The organism is Actinoplanes sp. NBRC 103695 (assembly GCF_030269485.1).
In the GTDB taxonomy this organism is placed as follows: domain Bacteria; phylum Actinomycetota; class Actinomycetes; order Mycobacteriales; family Micromonosporaceae; genus Actinoplanes.
Map to the genome: position 1 here is coordinate 113,964 of NZ_BSTL01000003.1, position 16,756 is coordinate 130,719.

At 72.9% G+C, this 16,756-nt stretch carries 10 protein-coding genes and 1 pseudogene; 8 read left to right on the top strand and 3 right to left on the bottom strand.

The genetic code is table 11. From position 1 onward, the window contains the following. Positions 1 to 118: 118 nt before the first annotated feature. The gene (locus QSK31_RS05400) at positions 119 to 811 is read left to right on the top strand and encodes a response regulator transcription factor (RefSeq protein ID WP_285681599.1); all 693 of its coding nucleotides are present in this window, start codon (positions 119 to 121) and stop codon (positions 809 to 811) included. Next, complete coding sequence (locus QSK31_RS05405; RefSeq protein WP_285681601.1) at positions 811 to 2,574, top strand: sensor histidine kinase; 1,764 nt, start codon at positions 811 to 813, stop codon at positions 2,572 to 2,574. The genes QSK31_RS05400 and QSK31_RS05405 overlap by 1 nt, the downstream gene beginning before the upstream one ends. Here QSK31_RS05405 and QSK31_RS05410 read toward each other — a convergent pair. Together QSK31_RS05410 and QSK31_RS05415 are read right to left on the bottom strand one after the other, a co-directional pair. Next, entirely contained in the window at positions 2,549 to 3,091 is a 543-nt protein-coding gene (locus QSK31_RS05410) for a hypothetical protein (RefSeq protein ID WP_285681603.1), read from the bottom strand. The two genes, QSK31_RS05405 and QSK31_RS05410, sit on opposite strands and share 26 nt — an antisense overlap. Before the next feature lie 23 nt (positions 3,092 to 3,114). Beyond that, on the bottom strand, positions 3,115 to 6,780 hold the full coding sequence (locus tag QSK31_RS05415; protein ID WP_285681605.1) for a S8 family serine peptidase: 3,666 nt from the start codon (positions 6,778 to 6,780) through the stop codon (positions 3,115 to 3,117). A 123-nt stretch (positions 6,781 to 6,903) separates the two neighbouring features. On the opposite strand from QSK31_RS05415, the gene QSK31_RS05420 reads away from it, so the two are divergent. From QSK31_RS05420 to QSK31_RS05440, 5 genes are all read left to right on the top strand, one after another. Continuing rightward, positions 6,904 to 7,260, top strand: coding sequence for a PadR family transcriptional regulator (locus tag QSK31_RS05420; protein WP_285681607.1), 357 nt, complete (start codon positions 6,904 to 6,906; stop codon positions 7,258 to 7,260). After that, positions 7,257 to 8,279: a hypothetical protein gene (locus tag QSK31_RS05425; RefSeq protein WP_285681608.1), complete on the top strand. Its 1,023-nt coding sequence runs from the start codon at positions 7,257 to 7,259 to the stop codon at positions 8,277 to 8,279. The genes QSK31_RS05420 and QSK31_RS05425 overlap by 4 nt, the downstream gene beginning before the upstream one ends. Positions 8,280 to 8,381: 102 nt before the next feature. Next, entirely contained in the window at positions 8,382 to 8,837 is a 456-nt protein-coding gene (locus tag QSK31_RS05430; protein WP_285681610.1) for a hypothetical protein, read from the top strand. Positions 8,838 to 8,988: 151 nt separating this feature from the next. Next, on the top strand, positions 8,989 to 10,059 hold the full coding sequence (locus QSK31_RS05435) for an NHL repeat-containing protein (protein ID WP_285681612.1): 1,071 nt from the start codon (positions 8,989 to 8,991) through the stop codon (positions 10,057 to 10,059). A gap of 182 nt (positions 10,060 to 10,241) precedes the next feature. Continuing rightward, complete coding sequence (locus QSK31_RS05440) at positions 10,242 to 10,790, top strand: hypothetical protein (protein WP_285681614.1); 549 nt, start codon at positions 10,242 to 10,244, stop codon at positions 10,788 to 10,790. 156 nt (positions 10,791 to 10,946) lie between these two features. Here QSK31_RS05440 and QSK31_RS49190 read toward each other — a convergent pair. After that, a pseudogene (locus QSK31_RS49190) lies at positions 10,947 to 11,027 on the bottom strand (hypothetical protein); the annotation flags it as partial. A gap of 252 nt (positions 11,028 to 11,279) precedes the next feature. Between QSK31_RS49190 and QSK31_RS05445 the strand changes: the two are divergent. Next, positions 11,280 to 16,754, top strand: a complete 5,475-nt coding sequence (locus QSK31_RS05445; RefSeq protein WP_285681617.1) for a ThuA domain-containing protein — start codon at positions 11,280 to 11,282, stop codon at positions 16,752 to 16,754. Positions 16,755 to 16,756: the final 2 nt, after the last annotated feature.

Below are 16,756 nucleotides of genomic sequence, written 5' to 3' on the forward strand. Positions count from 1 at the left end.
AGGTTGGTGACGATCGGTCGGACAAGGGGTCCGGCCTGGGCAGATGTCAGGAAGGTGTTCGATCGGGGTAACGAATCGGGCGGCGAGATCGGCGGCGGGGGAGATCTATAGTCGCCGCGTGTGCGCACACGTTCTGGTCGCCGAGGACAACGTGAAGCAGGCCGAGGTGCTGCGGCGGTACCTGGAGGCGGACGGCCACTCCACCGTAGTGGTGCACGACGGGCGCAGCGCCCTCGAGCACGCCCGGCGGCAGCCTCCGGACCTGCTGGTGCTGGACGTGATGATGCCCGGCCTGGACGGTCTCAACGTGTGCCGGATCCTGCGGCAGGAATCCGACCTGCTGGTGCTGATGCTGACCGCCCGCACCGAGGAGGAGGACCTGCTGCTGGGGCTGGAGCTGGGCGCCGACGACTATCTGACCAAGCCGTACAGTCCGCGAGAGCTGGCGGCCCGGGTCCGCACCCTGCTCCGCCGGGCCGGGCGGGCGCCGGCCGGGGTGACCGCGGTCCGGCACGTCGGTCCGCTGCGCGTCGACCCGTCCCGGCACGAGGTGATCGTGGACGACCGGCGGATCGAGTGCACGCCCGGCGAGTTCGCCATCCTGTCCGCGATGGCGGAGCAGCCCGGCCGCATCTTCACCCGCGCCCAGCTGCTGGAGCACACCAGCGGCTTCCAGCGTGACTCCACCCATCGCACGATCGACGTGCACGTGCTCAACCTGCGGCGCAAGATCGAGCCGGACCCGCGGCGCCCCGTCCATCTGGTGACCGTGCACGGCGTCGGGTACAAGCTCACCGACGGCGCCGGCTGATGCTCGGCAACAGCCTGGTGACGCGGATGCTGGCCACGTCGGTGCTGGTCGCCGCGTTCGCGACGACGGCCACGACCTGGCTGGCCGTGCAGTCCACGACGCGGGCGATCCGCCAGGAGCAGACCCGGTCGCTGGCCGGCGACAAGAGCGTGTACGACACCCTGCTCGGCTTCGCGGCGACCCACCGGGACTGGACCGGCGTCGAGCGGCCGGTCGCCGAGCTCGCCGCGCGCCTCGGCCGCCGGATCATCCTGTCGGCCGAGGACCGGCAGATCATCGCGGACTCCCATCCGGGTCAGCCGCTGCCGGGCGCACGCGCGTCGGCCACCGTCGATCCGCTCCGCGTGGACCTCGGCCTCACCGGGGGAACGGAACGGATCGACCCCCGGGTCACGGGCCCCTACCGGCCGACCGCCGGGGAACTGGCCGAGCTGCGGAGGCGGGCCGCCGATCAGGTCCGCTGCCTGGACTCGTTCGGGGTGCCGGCGCGGGTCGGCGTGGGCCCGGACGGTCGCCCCGCCGCGGCCGGTCCCGGCGTCCTGTCACTCGCGCTGCAGTGTCCGCCGCCGGATCTGACAACCATTCAAGTCAGCATGCGTACGCCGTTGCGCGAGCTGACCGCCCTGACGGCGCGCTGCCTCGGTCGGGCCGGCCGGCGGGAGCTGCTCCTCGGCCCGGACTTCTCGGTGCAGCTCCTGGACGGCGACAAGGTGACCGCCGCCGGCCCGGCCGAGGTCCGCCGCGCGCGCGTCTGCGTGGAGAGCGCGCGGCAGCAGCAGTTGCGGCCGTACGTGCCGCCGCCCACGCTGCTGTTCGTCACCGAGCCCGGCCAGGACGCCGCCCAGCCGGTGTTCGGCCTGTCCCGGGCCGGCGCGGTCCGGACGGCGGCGGTGAGCGCGGCGGTCCTGATCGTCGCGATCCTGGCGACCGTGCTGGTCGGGCGCCGTCTGGTCCGGCCGCTGCAGGCGCTCACCGAGGCGGCGCGGCGGCCGATCGACGAGCAGAGCCGGGCGCCGGTGACCACCCGCGACGAGGTCGGTCAGCTGGCCGCCGCGCTCAACGATCTCGCCGAACGCCGGGAGCGGGCCGAGCGTCAGCGTAAGGCGATGGTGGCCGACGTGGCGCACGAGCTGCGTACCCCGCTGACCAACATCCGCAGCTGGCTGGAGGCCGCGCAGGACGGGCTCGCGCCGGCCGACCCGGAGTTGTTCGACCTGCTCCTGGAGGAGGCCCTGCTGCTGCAGCACATCGTCGACGACCTGCGTGACCTGGCCGCCGCCGACGCCGGCACGCTGCGCGTGCACACCGAGAACGCCCGGATCGGCGACCTGCTCGCGCAGGTCGCCGAGTCGCACCGCAGCGCGGCGGAGGCGGCGGGCGTGGGGTTGCGCTGCGAGGTCCCGGACGGCCTGGAGGCGACGGTCGATCCGGTACGGCTGCGTCAGATGGCCGGCATCCTGGTGTCGAACGCGGTACGGCACACCCCGCCCGGCGGCACGGTCGTCGTGTCCGCGGCCGGGCGGGACGGGCTGGTGATCGCCGTACGCGACACCGGGTCGGGCATCTCCGCCACCGACCTGCCGAGGGTCTTCGACCGGTTCTGGCGCGCGGACACCTCCCGGGCGCGTGAGACCGGCGGCAGCGGGCTGGGCCTGGCGATCGCGCGCAGCCTGACCGAGGCCCACGGCGGCGAGATCACCGTCACCAGCGAGCTCGGCGCCGGGACCACGGTCACGATCAGCCTGCCTTCGCGTACTTCTTGAGGCTCGCCTTGAACGCGTCCTTCTCGCACGCCACCTGGTCGTCGTAGGCGCGGTTGGCGCTCGCGTTGCCGGCGTACCGGATCGACACCGGATCTCCGCCGACCGTGACGTCGTGGCCCTTGCCCTCGAGGCACCGCGCGGTGTCCCGCAGCCGGTCCTCGAACTCCGGATCGGTCCGGCGTTCCCGGTCCATCCAGGTCTCCGGGTAGAGGTGCTCGCACTTCTTCTTGGCCGCCTCTCCCTTCGGGCCCTCCGCAATCGACGGTTTCGCGCCGTCGGCCACGGCGACCCCGTTGTCCCGCAGGCAGTCGGCGTAGACGGCGACGTAGCGGTCGAACTCCTCCGCGCCCTCGTCCGGTCCCACCACCGGGCGTTCGCGCGGGGTCGCGGACGGCGCGGCCGACGGACCCGCGCTCTGCAGGGTCGCGACCTCCGGGTCCGGGGAAGGCCCGGAGGTCGCGCTGCAGCCGGAAAGCAGGATCACGCCGGCGACGACACTGATCGTTCTGATTCGCATGCGCCCACTGTTCGGCGGGCTTGTCAGGAAGACGTTAGACCGAAGGCCCGCGTGATCCGCTGGTCGACGGCGTTGCCCTTGGCGTCCCGCGCGGTGGTGCGGAGCGAGACGAACTGCGCGGAGGCCGGCGCTGCTAGGTGCGTACGCCAGCCGCGGTTTGCCTGTCGCAGTTGGGCAGGCTGCCACGTGGCGCCGTCGTCGTAGGAGACCTCGAGTCCCACCGTCCGGATCGCGCCCGCGTTGCCGGCGTTGGGGAGGGTGAGCGCGGAGATCGTCAGGGCGGCGTTGCGAGCCGCCTTGCCCGCGACGTCGGTGTCCACCGCATAGTCGAGCTGGATCAGCGCCGGGACCTGCACGGGAGCGCCCACGGCGACGCCGCTGGACGTGAACGACCACTCCGTGCGGGTGTCGACCGAGTAGGGCCCGGCCCAGGTGTCCCGCTTGTTCTCCGAGACCAGCCGGTACGGCAGACGTTCGTCGGGGAGCGGGCCGGCCACCAGCTGCGGGCTGTGGCGGTCGGTCTGGCTGACCAGCCGGTCGCCCTGGTAGAGCCGCAGGGTGTTGTCCGCGGCGAAGTTGTCGAACGTGCCGCCCTCGTGCGCCGCACCCGAGTCGCCCCAGCCCGGGACGAACGCGAAGAACCAGCCGCCCTCCTGCCGGAACACCGGCGTCGAGTCGTCGTCCTCGACCAGGCGAGGCCGTTGCACGGGACCGAACCAGCGCTCGGTCCGCACCGAACCGGCCGGGTACACAGCCGGGGCGTTGTGCTGGGACTGATCCCCGGGGATCTGGAGCTCGGTGAACCAGGGCACCCCGGCGGTCACCCAGTCGACCCGGTCCCCGATCGCCGGGCTCACGGCGTACTCCAGGGAGCCGTAGACGTCGGAGCGGCCCTCGATCACGTGTGCGGGGCGCCAGTTGCGGAACGACGTGTTGATCCGGGCCAGGTTCTGCGGGGTGGCCCGGTGGGTGAGGTCGGCCGGCATCCTGGCCGGGTAGTCGTGGACGAGGTCGTAGACGTACTCGGTGGCCGGGCGCGAGTTCAGGGCGAGCCGGACGCGCCGCTCCCGCTGGATCCGGCCGATCAGCCGTTCACCCTCGTCGCGGGTGAGCGTGGCCACGGTCACCGGCGGCGCATCGACCGGCGTCCACACCGAGCCCGGCCAGGGCTCGAGGCGGCCGGTGCCGTCGTTGACCACGAGCAGGAGACTCGCGCCGGAGGCGGCGGCCGCGGCTGCCTGCTCCTCGAGCGGAACCGTGTCGCTGCGGCGGACCACCAGGGCCTTGCCGCGGGCGTCCCCGCCGAGGACGGCGTCGAGCCGGCCGCGCCCGCGGGGGAGTGGCGTCCGAGCGCGTTGCACCCGCACGTCGTCGTACGCCTCGCCGCCGGACTCCACGGTCAGCGCGGGCTGGGTGAGACGCCACCGCGCCCCGAACGCGAAGGTGCCCTCCGCGACCTTCCGGGTGGTGGGCAGGACCCACACGCTGTCGTACTCCGCGCCCGGGTGCCAGGCGTCCGTCCACGAACCCTGACCGAAGTCGCGGACGACCTGGTAGCGCGACGCGGTCACGGCGGCCGGTTGCGGGGTGGTCGCGCCGGCGGGCTTGGCCTTGGCGGCGTCGAACACGACCGTGCGGTCCCGGTCGAGCTCGATCACCGGCACCGGCAGCAGGGCGAGACCGCGGGACGACGGGCCGTGCGCGCCCTCGACGTCGGTGCTGAGCCACGCCGTGTACTCACCGCCCGGCAGGCGCAGGTTCAGGGTTCCGCCGGCGTCGATCTGCTCGGTCCTGCTGGTGCCCTTGCCGAGCAGGACGAGCTGCCCACCGGTGGGTTTGCCGCTGCGGTCCTTGGCTTTCAAGGACAGGAGATGGCGTACGCCTTCGCGACCGACACCCAGTGACGTCCGGATGTCCTTGCGCCCCGCAGCGCTCGCGGTCACGAAGCCGGAGTGCAGCCGGTCGGCCGGCACCCGATCGAACTCGATGCTCGCGGTGACCGTGGCGACGCCGTTCGCGGGCACCGTGACCTGCTTCGCCGACAGCGCGACCACGTCGGTGCCCTCGATCGCGAGATCGAGCGTGACGGCCTCGTCGCCGGTGTTCGTGTAGCGGATCTCCCGGTCGACCGGGCCGTCCGGCGCGGTCGGGTAGGCCGGGTAGCCGAAGTTGACGACGCCGGTGCCGAACACGGTCGCGGCGGCCGCGGCGGCGACGTCCAGCCGGCCGCTGCCGCCCTCGTAGGGGGTCACGTCCGGGGTGGGCTTGGTGGTGCTCACCAGGGCGTCCTTGAGCTGCGGGCCGGTCAGTCCCGGGTGCTGGGCGGCCAGCAGCGCCGCCGCGCCGGCGACGTGCGGTGCGGCCATCGAGGTGCCGCTCATCGTCAGGTACGGGCCCTCGCCCTCCGGGGCGTACTGCGAGCGGGCGGCCAGGATGTTCGCGCCCGGCGCGGTGAGCTCGGGCTTGACGGCCCGGTCGCCGGCCCGCGGACCCTGGCTGGAGAAGAACGTGAGCAGGTCGTCGGGGCCGACCGCGCCGACGGTCAGCGCGGCGTCGGCGGCGCCCGGGGTGCCCACGGTGTACGCGGCCGGGCCGGAGTTGCCGGCGGAGATCACGAACAGCGCGCCGGTCTCCGCGCTGAGCCGGTTGACGGCCAGGCTCATCGGGTCGGTGCCGTCGGTCGGGTCCGCGCCGAGGCTCAGGTTGACGATGCGGGCGTGCTGGTCACGCGTCGCCCACTCCATGCCGCTGATGATCCAGGACTCCTGGCCGAAGCCGTCGTCGGCGAGGACCTTGCCGATGTGCAGCCGCGCCCCGGGCGCGACGCCCCGCTCCCTGCCGTCGGACGCCGCGCCCGTGCCGGCGATCGTGGACGCCACATGGGTGCCGTGCCCGGCTCCGTCCTCCACCGAGGCTCCGGGCACGAAGGACTCGGTCGCCGCGATCTGGCCGGCGACGTCCGGGTGGGCGGTGTCGATGCCGGTGTCCAGCACCGCGACGTCGACGCCGGCGCCGGTGTTGCCGGTCTTCCACACCTCGGGGGCGCCGATCTGCGCGGTGCTCTCGGCCAGGCTGACCTCGGCCTTGCCGTCCAGCCAGATCTTGGCGATGCCACTGCCGCTCCCGGCGATGCCACTGCCGCTCCTGGCGCTCCCGGCGGTGGCCGATGTGGTGACCGACGACCAGAACGCGCCCGTGCGGTCCGCGCTCAACGCCGCACCCTGAATGCTGTCCAGCGGCCGGACGCCGGTGGCGCCTCGCGGGGCGGCGGCGGTGCGCTGCCTGGCCGCCGCGGTGTAGGTGACGATCAGCGGCAGCCGGGCACTGTGCTTGTCGTCGTACCCGTCCTCCACCAGCGTGTCGATGTTGAACAGTTCCTTGTCGACCAGGCCGGACGCCAGATAGGGCAGCGCGTCGTGCGGGTAGACGTACGTGTCATCGCCGTCCCGATGCTGGAGGAAGCCGGTCGGCCGGCCCCGCGCGTCGCGGACCTCCGGGTTTCGCAGGCCGGCGGCGGTCGGCGTCGCGGTGACCTTGTCGCCGGTGATGAGGGTGACGGTGGCGGGTGGCCCGGTCGCCGGCGTCGCGGTGGCGGCGACCGGTGCGGCCGAGGCGGATCCCGGCGCGACAGCGACCTGGGCGACGATGATCGCGACCAGGCCGAGTCCGCGGAGGCGGAGGAGCGACAACGAGAACCTCGCATACATCGATGGGTGGGAGCGTTCCCAGGATGATCATCAATTGTTTCGAGGACAAGGTGCCGGGTCATACTACGGTTGCCGATATATAACGGCGGCTGTACTGTGTCGGGCATGCAGGAGCCCACCTACCTCATCCTCACCGCGCTCGCGGCCCGGCCGCTGCACGGTTACGGGATCGTCCAGTCCGTCACCGACCTCTCCGACGGGGAGGTGAAGCTGCGGCCCGGCACGCTCTACGGCGCGCTCGACCGGCTCGACCAGCAGGGCCTGATCGCCGTCGACCGGGAGGAGCCCGTCGACGGCCGGCTGCGCCGCTACTACCGGCTGAGTGAGACCGGCGCCGCCGCCCTCGCGGAGCAGGTGGAACGGCTGAGCCGCCGGGCCGCCGCCGGCGCCGAGCAGCTCCGTCTCCGTCCCGCCGCCGGCGCCGAGCTCCGTCTCCGTCCCGCCGCCGGAGGTGCCGCGTGAGCCGCCTCCTGCTGTCGGCGTACCCGGCGCGCCTGCGTCGCACGTACGGTCCCGAACTGATCGCGACCATGGCCGAGATGGCCGGCCCCGACGGCCGGCCGACCAGCGCCGACCGGCTGCGGCTGGTGCTCGACGGCCTGCGCGAGCGGTTCCGCCCACCCGTACGCCGGCCCTTCGCCCTGGTGGCGGCCGTGCTGGCACTGCTGATCGGCGGTGCCCTGGGCGCCGCCGCGGGCTCCTGGCTGGGCGCTCGCGCCTACCCGGCCCTGCCGGACGCGGCCTCGCTCGCGCACCGGGTGTTCCCGGCGACGGGAGACATCCGGCCCAGCAGCGGGCCCCACTATCTCTCGGCGGGAGAAGGCCTGCCCGACGGGACGGACGTCGGCCAGGTCGTGGCGGAGAGCCACCGGAAACTGGCCGCCGAGGGCTGGCAGACGACCGCCATCAGGCACGGCGGCATCGTGACCGGCTACACCTACACGGCCACCAGGGACGGCGTGCGGCTCGACGTCACCTCCGCCTCCGACCGGAATCAAGGGGCACTGTGGATCGGCATGAGCGGCCAGCCGGACCGGCCCGCCGTCTACCTGCCCCTCACGGTCGCCGGCGCGCTGCTGGGACTGCTGGCCGGCTGGCTGACCGGCGTGTCCCTGTCCCACCGCATCCGCGTGTCGCGGCGCCCGGTGACGAACGCCGTCGTCGCGGCGACCGGCCTGGTGCTGGCGGTCCCGTCCGCGGCGGGTTTCGTCGCCTCGCTGCTGAGCTACCTGACCTCCGAGCGGCCGGCACCCACCGGCGGCACGCTCATCCACGAGCAGGGCTTCGCCTTCGGGCCCACCGCCGAGACCGTGCTCGCGCTGCGCCTGAACCTGCCGGACGACTGGTCCGTCGGCGACATCCAGCAGCTGGCCCTGGGCCTGCAGCAGATGTGGGTCTGGGGTTTCGCGCTCGTCGCCGTGGCCGCCGTGCTGGCCCGCCGGAGCACCGGCGCTCCGACGCGGGACGCCCGCGCCGCCTAGATCACCATCTCGCGGACGAGGCGGGTGTCACACGCCCCATCTTGACCGGATGACCCAGAATGGGGGTTCGGCCGGAGCAGGCACCGCGAGGGAAGGCGACGCATGATCGCGAAACGGATCGCCGCGGTGGTGGCAGCTCTGCTGGCGGGCGCCGGGGTCGGCGCCTGCGGCAGCGCCACCGGCACCGAGTCCCGGCGCACCGAGCCGGCCGCGATCGCCCCGGCGTCCGGCAGCCGGCCCGCCACCCAGGAGCTCCGGGCGGTGACCCGGGCCGGCGCCGTCGTCCGGAACGTGCCGTCCGCCTTCCGGCTCCCGTCCGGCAGCCGGGTGGCCGACCTCTCGGACCCCAGGTCCGGCGCCTCGTTCACGCTGACCGCGCCGGACCCGGCGGCCGTGCTGTCGTTCTACCGCAGTGAGCTGCCGCGAGCCGCGTTCACGATCCTGTCCGACCGTGCCGAGGACGGCGCGACCAGCCTGGCCTTCCGCGACGCGGACGGGTGGGCGGGCGCCATCTTCGCCACCGCGCACCGGGTGACGGTCGCCGTCAAGCGTTCCTGACCGGCGCCGTTCCTGGCCGCCGCCAAGCCTGGGTGGCGCCGCTCCTGGGTGGCGTTGTTCCTGGGCGGCGCCGCCGGTTTCGGCGGGACAACGACAGCGTTCTATGTGGATTAGCCTGGCGGTCTGTCGTTGACGTCGGGGGGAATCACGAATGCGGCTTCGAAAGATCACACATACGGTCCTGTCGGCGGTGCTGGTGACGGCCGTCGTCCTCACGGGTGCGGAGTCGGCCGCCGCGGCCGCCGTCGTGGGCGACACGGCCACGCCGGTCGCGCTGCCGGGCCACACCGATCTGCTCGTCAACCACGTCCGCGGTGAGCTCTATCTGGCCGGCGGCGACCAGATCGTCGTCGCCAACGGCGCCGGCATCCCGGTGCGGACGATCAGCCGTCAGACCGGCGTCTCCGGCCTGGCGCTCAGCGGCAACGGCAGGCGCCTGTACGCCGCGTTGAGCGGCGCCGGCGCGATCTCGGTGATCAACACCGTCACCCGCAGGGAGATCCGGCGGTACCCGGTCGGCACGGCGTGCCCGGGCGACGTCGCGCTCGCCGTGGACAGGCTGTGGTTCTCCGCCTCGTGCTCGCCGGGCTCGGACGGCACTGTCGGCGCGGTGGACCTGGCGACCGGCGCGATCACCACGTACGTCACCGGGCTGCCCACCGCCCAGGGCGCACCGCTGCTGGCGGTCGCCGACCGCGAGGGCTGGGGTGTCCGCCTGGTGGCTGCCGCCCGCGACCTGAGCGGGTCGCAGCTGCGGGTCCTCGACATCACCAGCGGCGAGCCGGACCCGGTCTGCTGGGGTCCCGGCCCGTGCGACGCCAGGATCCGCGGGATCGTGCAGGATCTGGCGGTGACCGCGAGCGGCGCCGACCTCGTCCTGGCCACCGGCGCGCAGTTCCACCCGGTGCTGTCGGTCGTCGGCCTGGCCGAGGTTCACACCTATCCCACAGGCCCGTACCCGACGGCGGTCGCGGTGGCCGCCGACGGCCGTCTGGCGCTGGGTTCGGAGAGTCCCCGCGGCGCCGACACCGACCTCTTCGGCTTCGACGAGCGCGCCGGCGAGCCGTCGTGGACCTACGAGTTCGGCACCCGGGAGACCGCCGCCAACGACGTCGCGCCGCGCGGGCTGGGCTGGTCGGCCGACGGCAGCCGGCTCTACACCGTGGTCACGGACCGAGAAGGGGCGAGCCCGGTGCTGCACACGCTGCTCATCGAGCCCTGACCGAGCCCGCAGCCGGGCGCGTCCTCTGACGGGCGCGCCCGAAGCTGGATCCGCCGAAGCTGGATCTGGCCGCAGCCGGGCCCGCCGCGCCGGGCGCGTCCTCTTCGGGGCGCGCCCTCTGCCCGGCATGATCGTTGAACGCGGTAGGTACCGCAGGTCAACGCTCAGGAGTCAGATCAGAGATGCTCTCGCGTCGCATCCTCCAGCTCGTCGTCGCCGGCGCGGCCCTTGTCGCCGGACTCGGGCACGCCGTCCCGGCCGCCGCCTCGGTGCGGTACGACCCCGCGGCGAAGTCCGGTTTCGCGGGAGCCGCGGACGTGCGGACCGCGTTCGGGTGGAGCGACGCGACGCTCGCGGCGCGGGCCGGCGGGCTGGTCTTCAACCATGACTTCTGGACGGCGGACAAGTACTCGGTCCAGTGCGGCAAGGGACCGTTCCTGGTGGAGCACCAGCGGGACTTCGGCCGGTTCGAGCTGACCGCCGTCGTGGTCCGCGAGCCACGCCGCGGCACGCCCATCCGGTGCGGCGAGCGCCCCGGCCTGCTGGGCTTCCGGATCATCGGCCCGTACGCGGGAATCTCCGGCACCTCGGTGGCGCCGGCGGTCGGTCAGCCCTGCCCGGAGCCCCGCGGCCCCCGGATCACCAGGGCCGACCTGGTCTCCACGACCACCGGCTGGTCGTTCACCGTCAGCTCCGGCGAGGTCAGCAGGACCCTCCGAACCGGACGGTGACGCCGCCGCGCCGGCCTCGGCGCGGCGGCGGCCCGGAGCGGATAGCCGGCAGCCTTCGAGCCGTGGCTGGCGCGCGTGCCGCCGGGGCGCCGTGCCGTGGGGGCGCCGTGCCGTCTGGCCGCCGCGTCGCAGGTGCCGGCGGTCTCGCAGATCACCCCAGTGCGACCCGACCCGCTGCTGGAGCACCGATGCCCGCCCGACGTACAGGGTGCGGCCCCGCTCGTCCCGGAACCGGTAGACGCCGGGCGACGTGGGCCCGCGCGACGACCGCCCCGAGCACCGACCTCATCAGGCGATCATAAGCGGCCCGGCGATTCCGGTGAGGACGATCGGCTTTGTGACGTTTAGTCACCGACGGTTATCGAACTGTTACATGTTGAACTCTTGCCCGACACGTGGGCCACCACCGAAGTTTGTACAGGAAATAAACAAATCTCGATGCGGAGCCCGGATCGGGCGACCAATGTCCACCCAGGACGAGGAGATCACGTGCTCCGTCGACGCCTCTACCAGCCCGGACGCGGCCCGCTCACGGCCGCCCTGCTGTCGCTCACCCTCCTCGCGACCGTCCTGATCGCCGGGCCGGCCGCCGCGCGACCCGCGGCCGCCAAGGCCCCGGCCGCCGCGGAGCCGTTCTCAGTGCTCGTCTTCTCCAAGACCGCCGCCTTCCGGCACGACTCCATCCCGGCCGGGATCGCCGCCATCCGGCAGCTCGGGACCGACAACGGGTTCACCGTCGACGCCACCGAGGACGGTGCCGCCTTCACCGACGCCAACCTCGCCAAGTACCGGGCGGTCGTCTGGCTCTCCACCACCGGAGACGTCCTCGACCCCGGCCAGCAGGCGGCGTTCGAGCGCTACATCCGGGCCGGCGGCGGGTACGCCGGCATCCACGCCGCCTCCGACACCGAGTACAGCTGGCCCTGGTACGGCGAACTGGTCGGCGCCTACTTCGCCAGCCACCCGGCCAACCAGCAGGCCACGGTGAAGGTCGAGGACCACGCCCACCCGTCCACGGCCGACCTGCCGGAACGCTGGTCCCGCTTCGACGAGTGGTACAACTTCCAGACCAACCCGCGCGGCGACGTCCACGTGCTGGCCAGCCTGGACGAGACCAGTTACACCCCGGGCGCCGGCGCGATGGGCGCCGACCACCCGACCGCCTGGTGCCGGGACTACGACGGCGGACGGACCTGGTACACCGGTGGCGGCCACACGAACGAGTCGTACGCCGACCCGCAGTTCCTCGCGCACCTGCTCGGCGGCATCCGGACCGCCGCCGGGGTGCTGGACGCCGACTGTGGCGCCTCGCTGACCGAGAGCTTCGAGAAGGTCACCCTGGACGCCAACACCAGCAACCCGATGGAGCTGGACATCGCCGGGGACGGCCGGGTGTTCTATGTGGAGCGCGACGGCCGGGTGCAGATCGTCAAGCCGGACACCGGGCGTACGGTGACAGCGGTTGACCTTGATGTTTTCACCGGCAACGAGGACGGCCTGATCGGTCTGCGGCTCGACCCCGGCTTCGACGCCAACGGCTGGGTCTATCTCTACTACGCCCGCAACGACGGGGTGGCCCGCAACCTGCTGTCCCGGTTCACGGTCACCGGCGACCGGATCGACCCGGCGAGCGAGAAGGTCGTCCTGCAGGTCGACACCCAGCGCAACACCTGCTGCCACGCCGGCGGCAGCATGACCTTCGACCGCGACGGCAACCTCTATCTCGCCACCGGTGACAACACCAACCCGTTCGAGTCGGACGCGTTCACCCCGATCGACGAGCGGCCCGGCCGGCAGGACTACGACGCCCAGCGGACCTCCGGCAACACCAACGACCTGCGCGGCAAGGTGCTGCGGATCCACCCGCGGGACGACGGCACCTACACCGTCCCGGCGGGCAACCTCTTCGCGCCGGGCACCGCGCGTACCCGCCCGGAGATCTTCGCGATGGGCTTCCGCAACCCGTTCCGCATCGGCACCGACCCGGCCACCGGCGCCCTCTACGTCGGCGACTACGGGCCGGACGCCGGCGCGCCCAACCCCAACCGCGGTCCCGAGGGCACGGTGGAATGGAACATCGTCGGTGCCGCCGGCAACTACGGCTGGCCGTACTGCACCGGCGCGAACTACGCGTACAACGACTACCAGTTCCCGTCCGGGCCGAGCGGTGCGAAATTCGACTGCGCGGCGCCGGTGAACAACTCGCCCAACAACACCGGTCTGACCGCCCTGCCGCCGGTCGTCAGCGCGACCGTGGACTACGACTACGGCGGCAACCCCCGCTTCCCGGAGATCGGCGGCGGCGGCGCCCCGATGGGCGGGCCGGTGTACCGCTACGACGCCGGGCTGACCTCCGACCGCAAGTGGCCGGCGTACTTCGACGGCAAGGCCATGTTCGGCGAGTGGAACCAGTCGAAGATGTACACGATGCAGGTCACCGGCGACGGCCGGTCCCTGGTCGACATCAACCAGCTGCTGCCGGGGATGGGTTTCGTCCGCCCGATGGACTTCGAGTTCGGCCCGGACGGCGCCCTCTACATGATCGAGTGGGGTAGCGGTTTCGGCGGCGACAACGACGACTCCGGGATCTACCGGATCGACTACATCGCCGGTGACCGGGCGCCGATCGCGGCGGCCAGTGCCACCCCGACCTCCGGGCCGGTGCCGCTCACCGCGCGGTTCTCCAGCGCGGGCTCCCGCGACCCGGACGGCGGCGCCCTGACGTACGCCTGGGCCTTCGGCGACGGCGGGACCTCGGCCGAGGCCAACCCTTCCCACACCTACACCGAGGCGGGCAACTACACCGCGCAGCTCACCGTCACCAACCCCAAGGGGCGCACCGCGGTGGCGAACGTGCCGGTGACGGTCGGCAACACCGCGCCGACGGTGGCCATCGAGTTCCCGCCGGCCGGCGGCTTCTTCGAGTGGGGCGACCAGGTCAGGTACACGGTCAAGGTGACCGATCCGGAGGACGGCGAGATCGACTGCGATCGGGTACGCCTGCAGGTGCTGCTCGGCCATGACGAGCACGCGCATCCGCTGGAGCAGCACACCGGCTGCACGGGCACCGTGCAGACCGCCCTCGCCTCCGGGCACGGCGCCGAGGCGAACGTCTTCGCCCTGTTCGAGGCGACCTACACCGACGACGGCGGCGTCGGCGGCGCCGAGCCGCTCACCGGGCGCGCGATCGAGAAGTTGCAGCCCAAGCGGAAGCAGGCCGAGTACTTCACGTCCACCGGGCGGGTGGCGGGCGCCACCGGCGGCGGTGACCCGGGTGTGCAGCGCGAGACCACCAGCGACCCGGCCGGCGGCGGCCAGAACATCGGCTTCATCGAGGACGGGGACTGGTGGTCGCTCGCCCCGGCCAGCCTGACCGGCATCGAGTCGATCCGCTTCCGGGTCGCCTCGGACGTCGCCGGCGGCCGGATCGAGGTCCGTGCCGGCGCCGCCGACGGCCCCCTGGTCGGAACGGCCACCGTGCCCGGCACCGGCGGATGGCAGAACTGGGCCGACGTCACGACGCCGGTCACCGCCACCGACGCGTCGTCGCTGTTCTTCGTCGTCCGTGACCCGGCCGGCGGTGCGGGGTCGCTGCTCAACGTGAACTGGATGGACTTCCTCGGCCGGGGCGTCACCGAGAACGCGCCACCGAGGGTCAGCGCCGTCGCCACACCGGCCGCCGGCACCACGCCGCTCACCGTCGCGTTCGACGGCACGGCCACCGACGAGGAGGGCGACACCCCGCTGACGTACGCCTGGGACTTCGGCGACGGCGGCACGGCGGACACTCTGGACGCCAGTCACACGTACCGGACGCCCGGCACCGTGACCGCGACCCTGACCGTGACCGACAGCCGCGGCGCCAAGTCGTACGCCAACGTGCAGGTCAAGGTGGACGCGCCGAACACCGCCTGCTTCGGGGCGCGCTCGGACGACTTCCTCGGCAGCGCGCTGAACCGTGGCCGCTGGTCGGTGGTCCGGGAGAACCAGACCTTCTCGGTCGCCGACGGGGCGCTGCGGCTGCCCACCGCCGTGGGTGACCTCTACGGCTCCCGCAACGACGCCACCAACCTGGTCCTGCAGCCCGCTCCCGGCGGGACCTGGCAGGCCACCACGAAGGTCACCGTGCCGGCGACCGCGACCTATCAGCAGGCCGGCCTGATCGTGTACGGCGACGACGACAACTACGCCAAGCTGGACCTGCTCTTCAACGGCTCGCGGACGGCGGAGTTCATCCGGGAGACCGCCGCAACGCCGCGCAACGAGAGCGTCGACAGCACCGCGGCGCCCGCCGGTGAGGCCGTGTACCTGCGGCTGACCAGCGACGGGACGAACCTGACCGCGGAGGCTTCGGCCGACGGGCAGACCTTCACCCCGGTCGGCCGCCCGGCCGCGCTGGCCGGCATCGCGAACCCGCGCGTCGGGGTCTTCGCGCTCAACGGCGGCACCACCGCGCCGGTGGTGGACGCGGCGTTCGACTGGTTCCAGCTCACTCCGGACGCACCGGCGGAACCGGTCGTGCCGTCGGACGAGTTCACCGGCGACACGCTGGACAAGTGCCGGTGGGGCGCGATCGTCCGGGAGGACCCGGCGACCTACCGGGTCACCGGTGGCGCGTTGCGGATCGACGTGCCCAACGGCGACATCTACGGCACCGGCAACACCGGGCCGGCGAACTTCATCCTCCAGGCCGCGCCGTCCGGCGACTGGACCCTGGAGACGAAAGTCGACGGCAGCCTGCTGAACGAGCAGTACCAGCAGGCGGGGCTGCTGGTGTACGGCGACGACGACAACTACGTCAAGCTCGACCTCGTCGCCGACAACACCGCGGGCCAGCCGGTCAGCCGGCGGCTCGAGTTCCGCAGCGAGATCGGCGGGGCGGTCCAGGATCCGCAGCCGCAGGCCGGCAACCTGACGTCGGCGGTGTGGCACCTGAGGCTGGCCAGGGCCGGTACCACCTACACGGCCGCGTACTCGGCCGACGGCGCCGAGTGGACGTCGCTCGGGTCGCTGGCCAACGCCGCGGTCGGCACGACCCCGAAGGTGGGGCTGTTCACGCTCGGCGCGGCACAGACCGCCTCGAAGACCGCGGCGTTCGACTACTTCCGGGTCAGCACCGGGAACGCCGACACCACCGCGCCGGTCACCCGTGCCGAGGTGTCCGGGACGCCGTCCGAAGGCTGGTACACCGGACCCGTCACGGTCACCCTGACCTCGGACGACCCGTCGGCGAGCATCGAGTATCAGCTGGACGGCGCGACGGCCTGGACCCCGTACACGGCTCCGATCGCGGTCGGCGGGGACGGCGACCACGAGGTGCGGTTCCGCTCGACCGACGCGGCCGGGAACGTCGAGGTGGCGAAGTCGGTCACCGTCAAGATCGACGGCAGCAAGCCGACCCTGCTGGTCTCCGGTGTGGCCGACGGCCGGCTCTACGGCGACGGTCAGGACGTCCGGATCTCGTGGCAGGCCGTCGACCCGACCTCCGGCATCGCGACGACCTCGGCAACCCTGGACGGACGGGCGTACACCAACGGCGCTCTTCTGGCCCTGTACGAACTGCCGCTCGGCCTGCACGAGCTGACCGTGACCGCCACCGACAAGGCGGGCAACAGCACCTCGACGACGGTCCGGTTCTTCAACGCCACCTCGTTCCGGGACATGCAGAATCTGCTGGACCGCTTCAAGGCGACCGGGCGGCTCTCCACGAAGGCGCACAAGCAGTTGTCCGCCAAACTGGACGCGGTGCGCGCCTCGGAGGCTGCGGGCAACGACAAGCGGGCCGTCCAGCAGCTGACCGCCTTCAAGGGGCTCGCCGAGGACACCGCCCTGGTCACCGACGCCGACGTCCGGGACACGCTGGTCCGCGACGCCGACGCGATGATCGTCCGGCTCGGCACGACAGGCAAGGCGGGGGTACGGATGGGCCGGCTCGCCGGGGATCCCACCCGGATCGTCCCGTGACG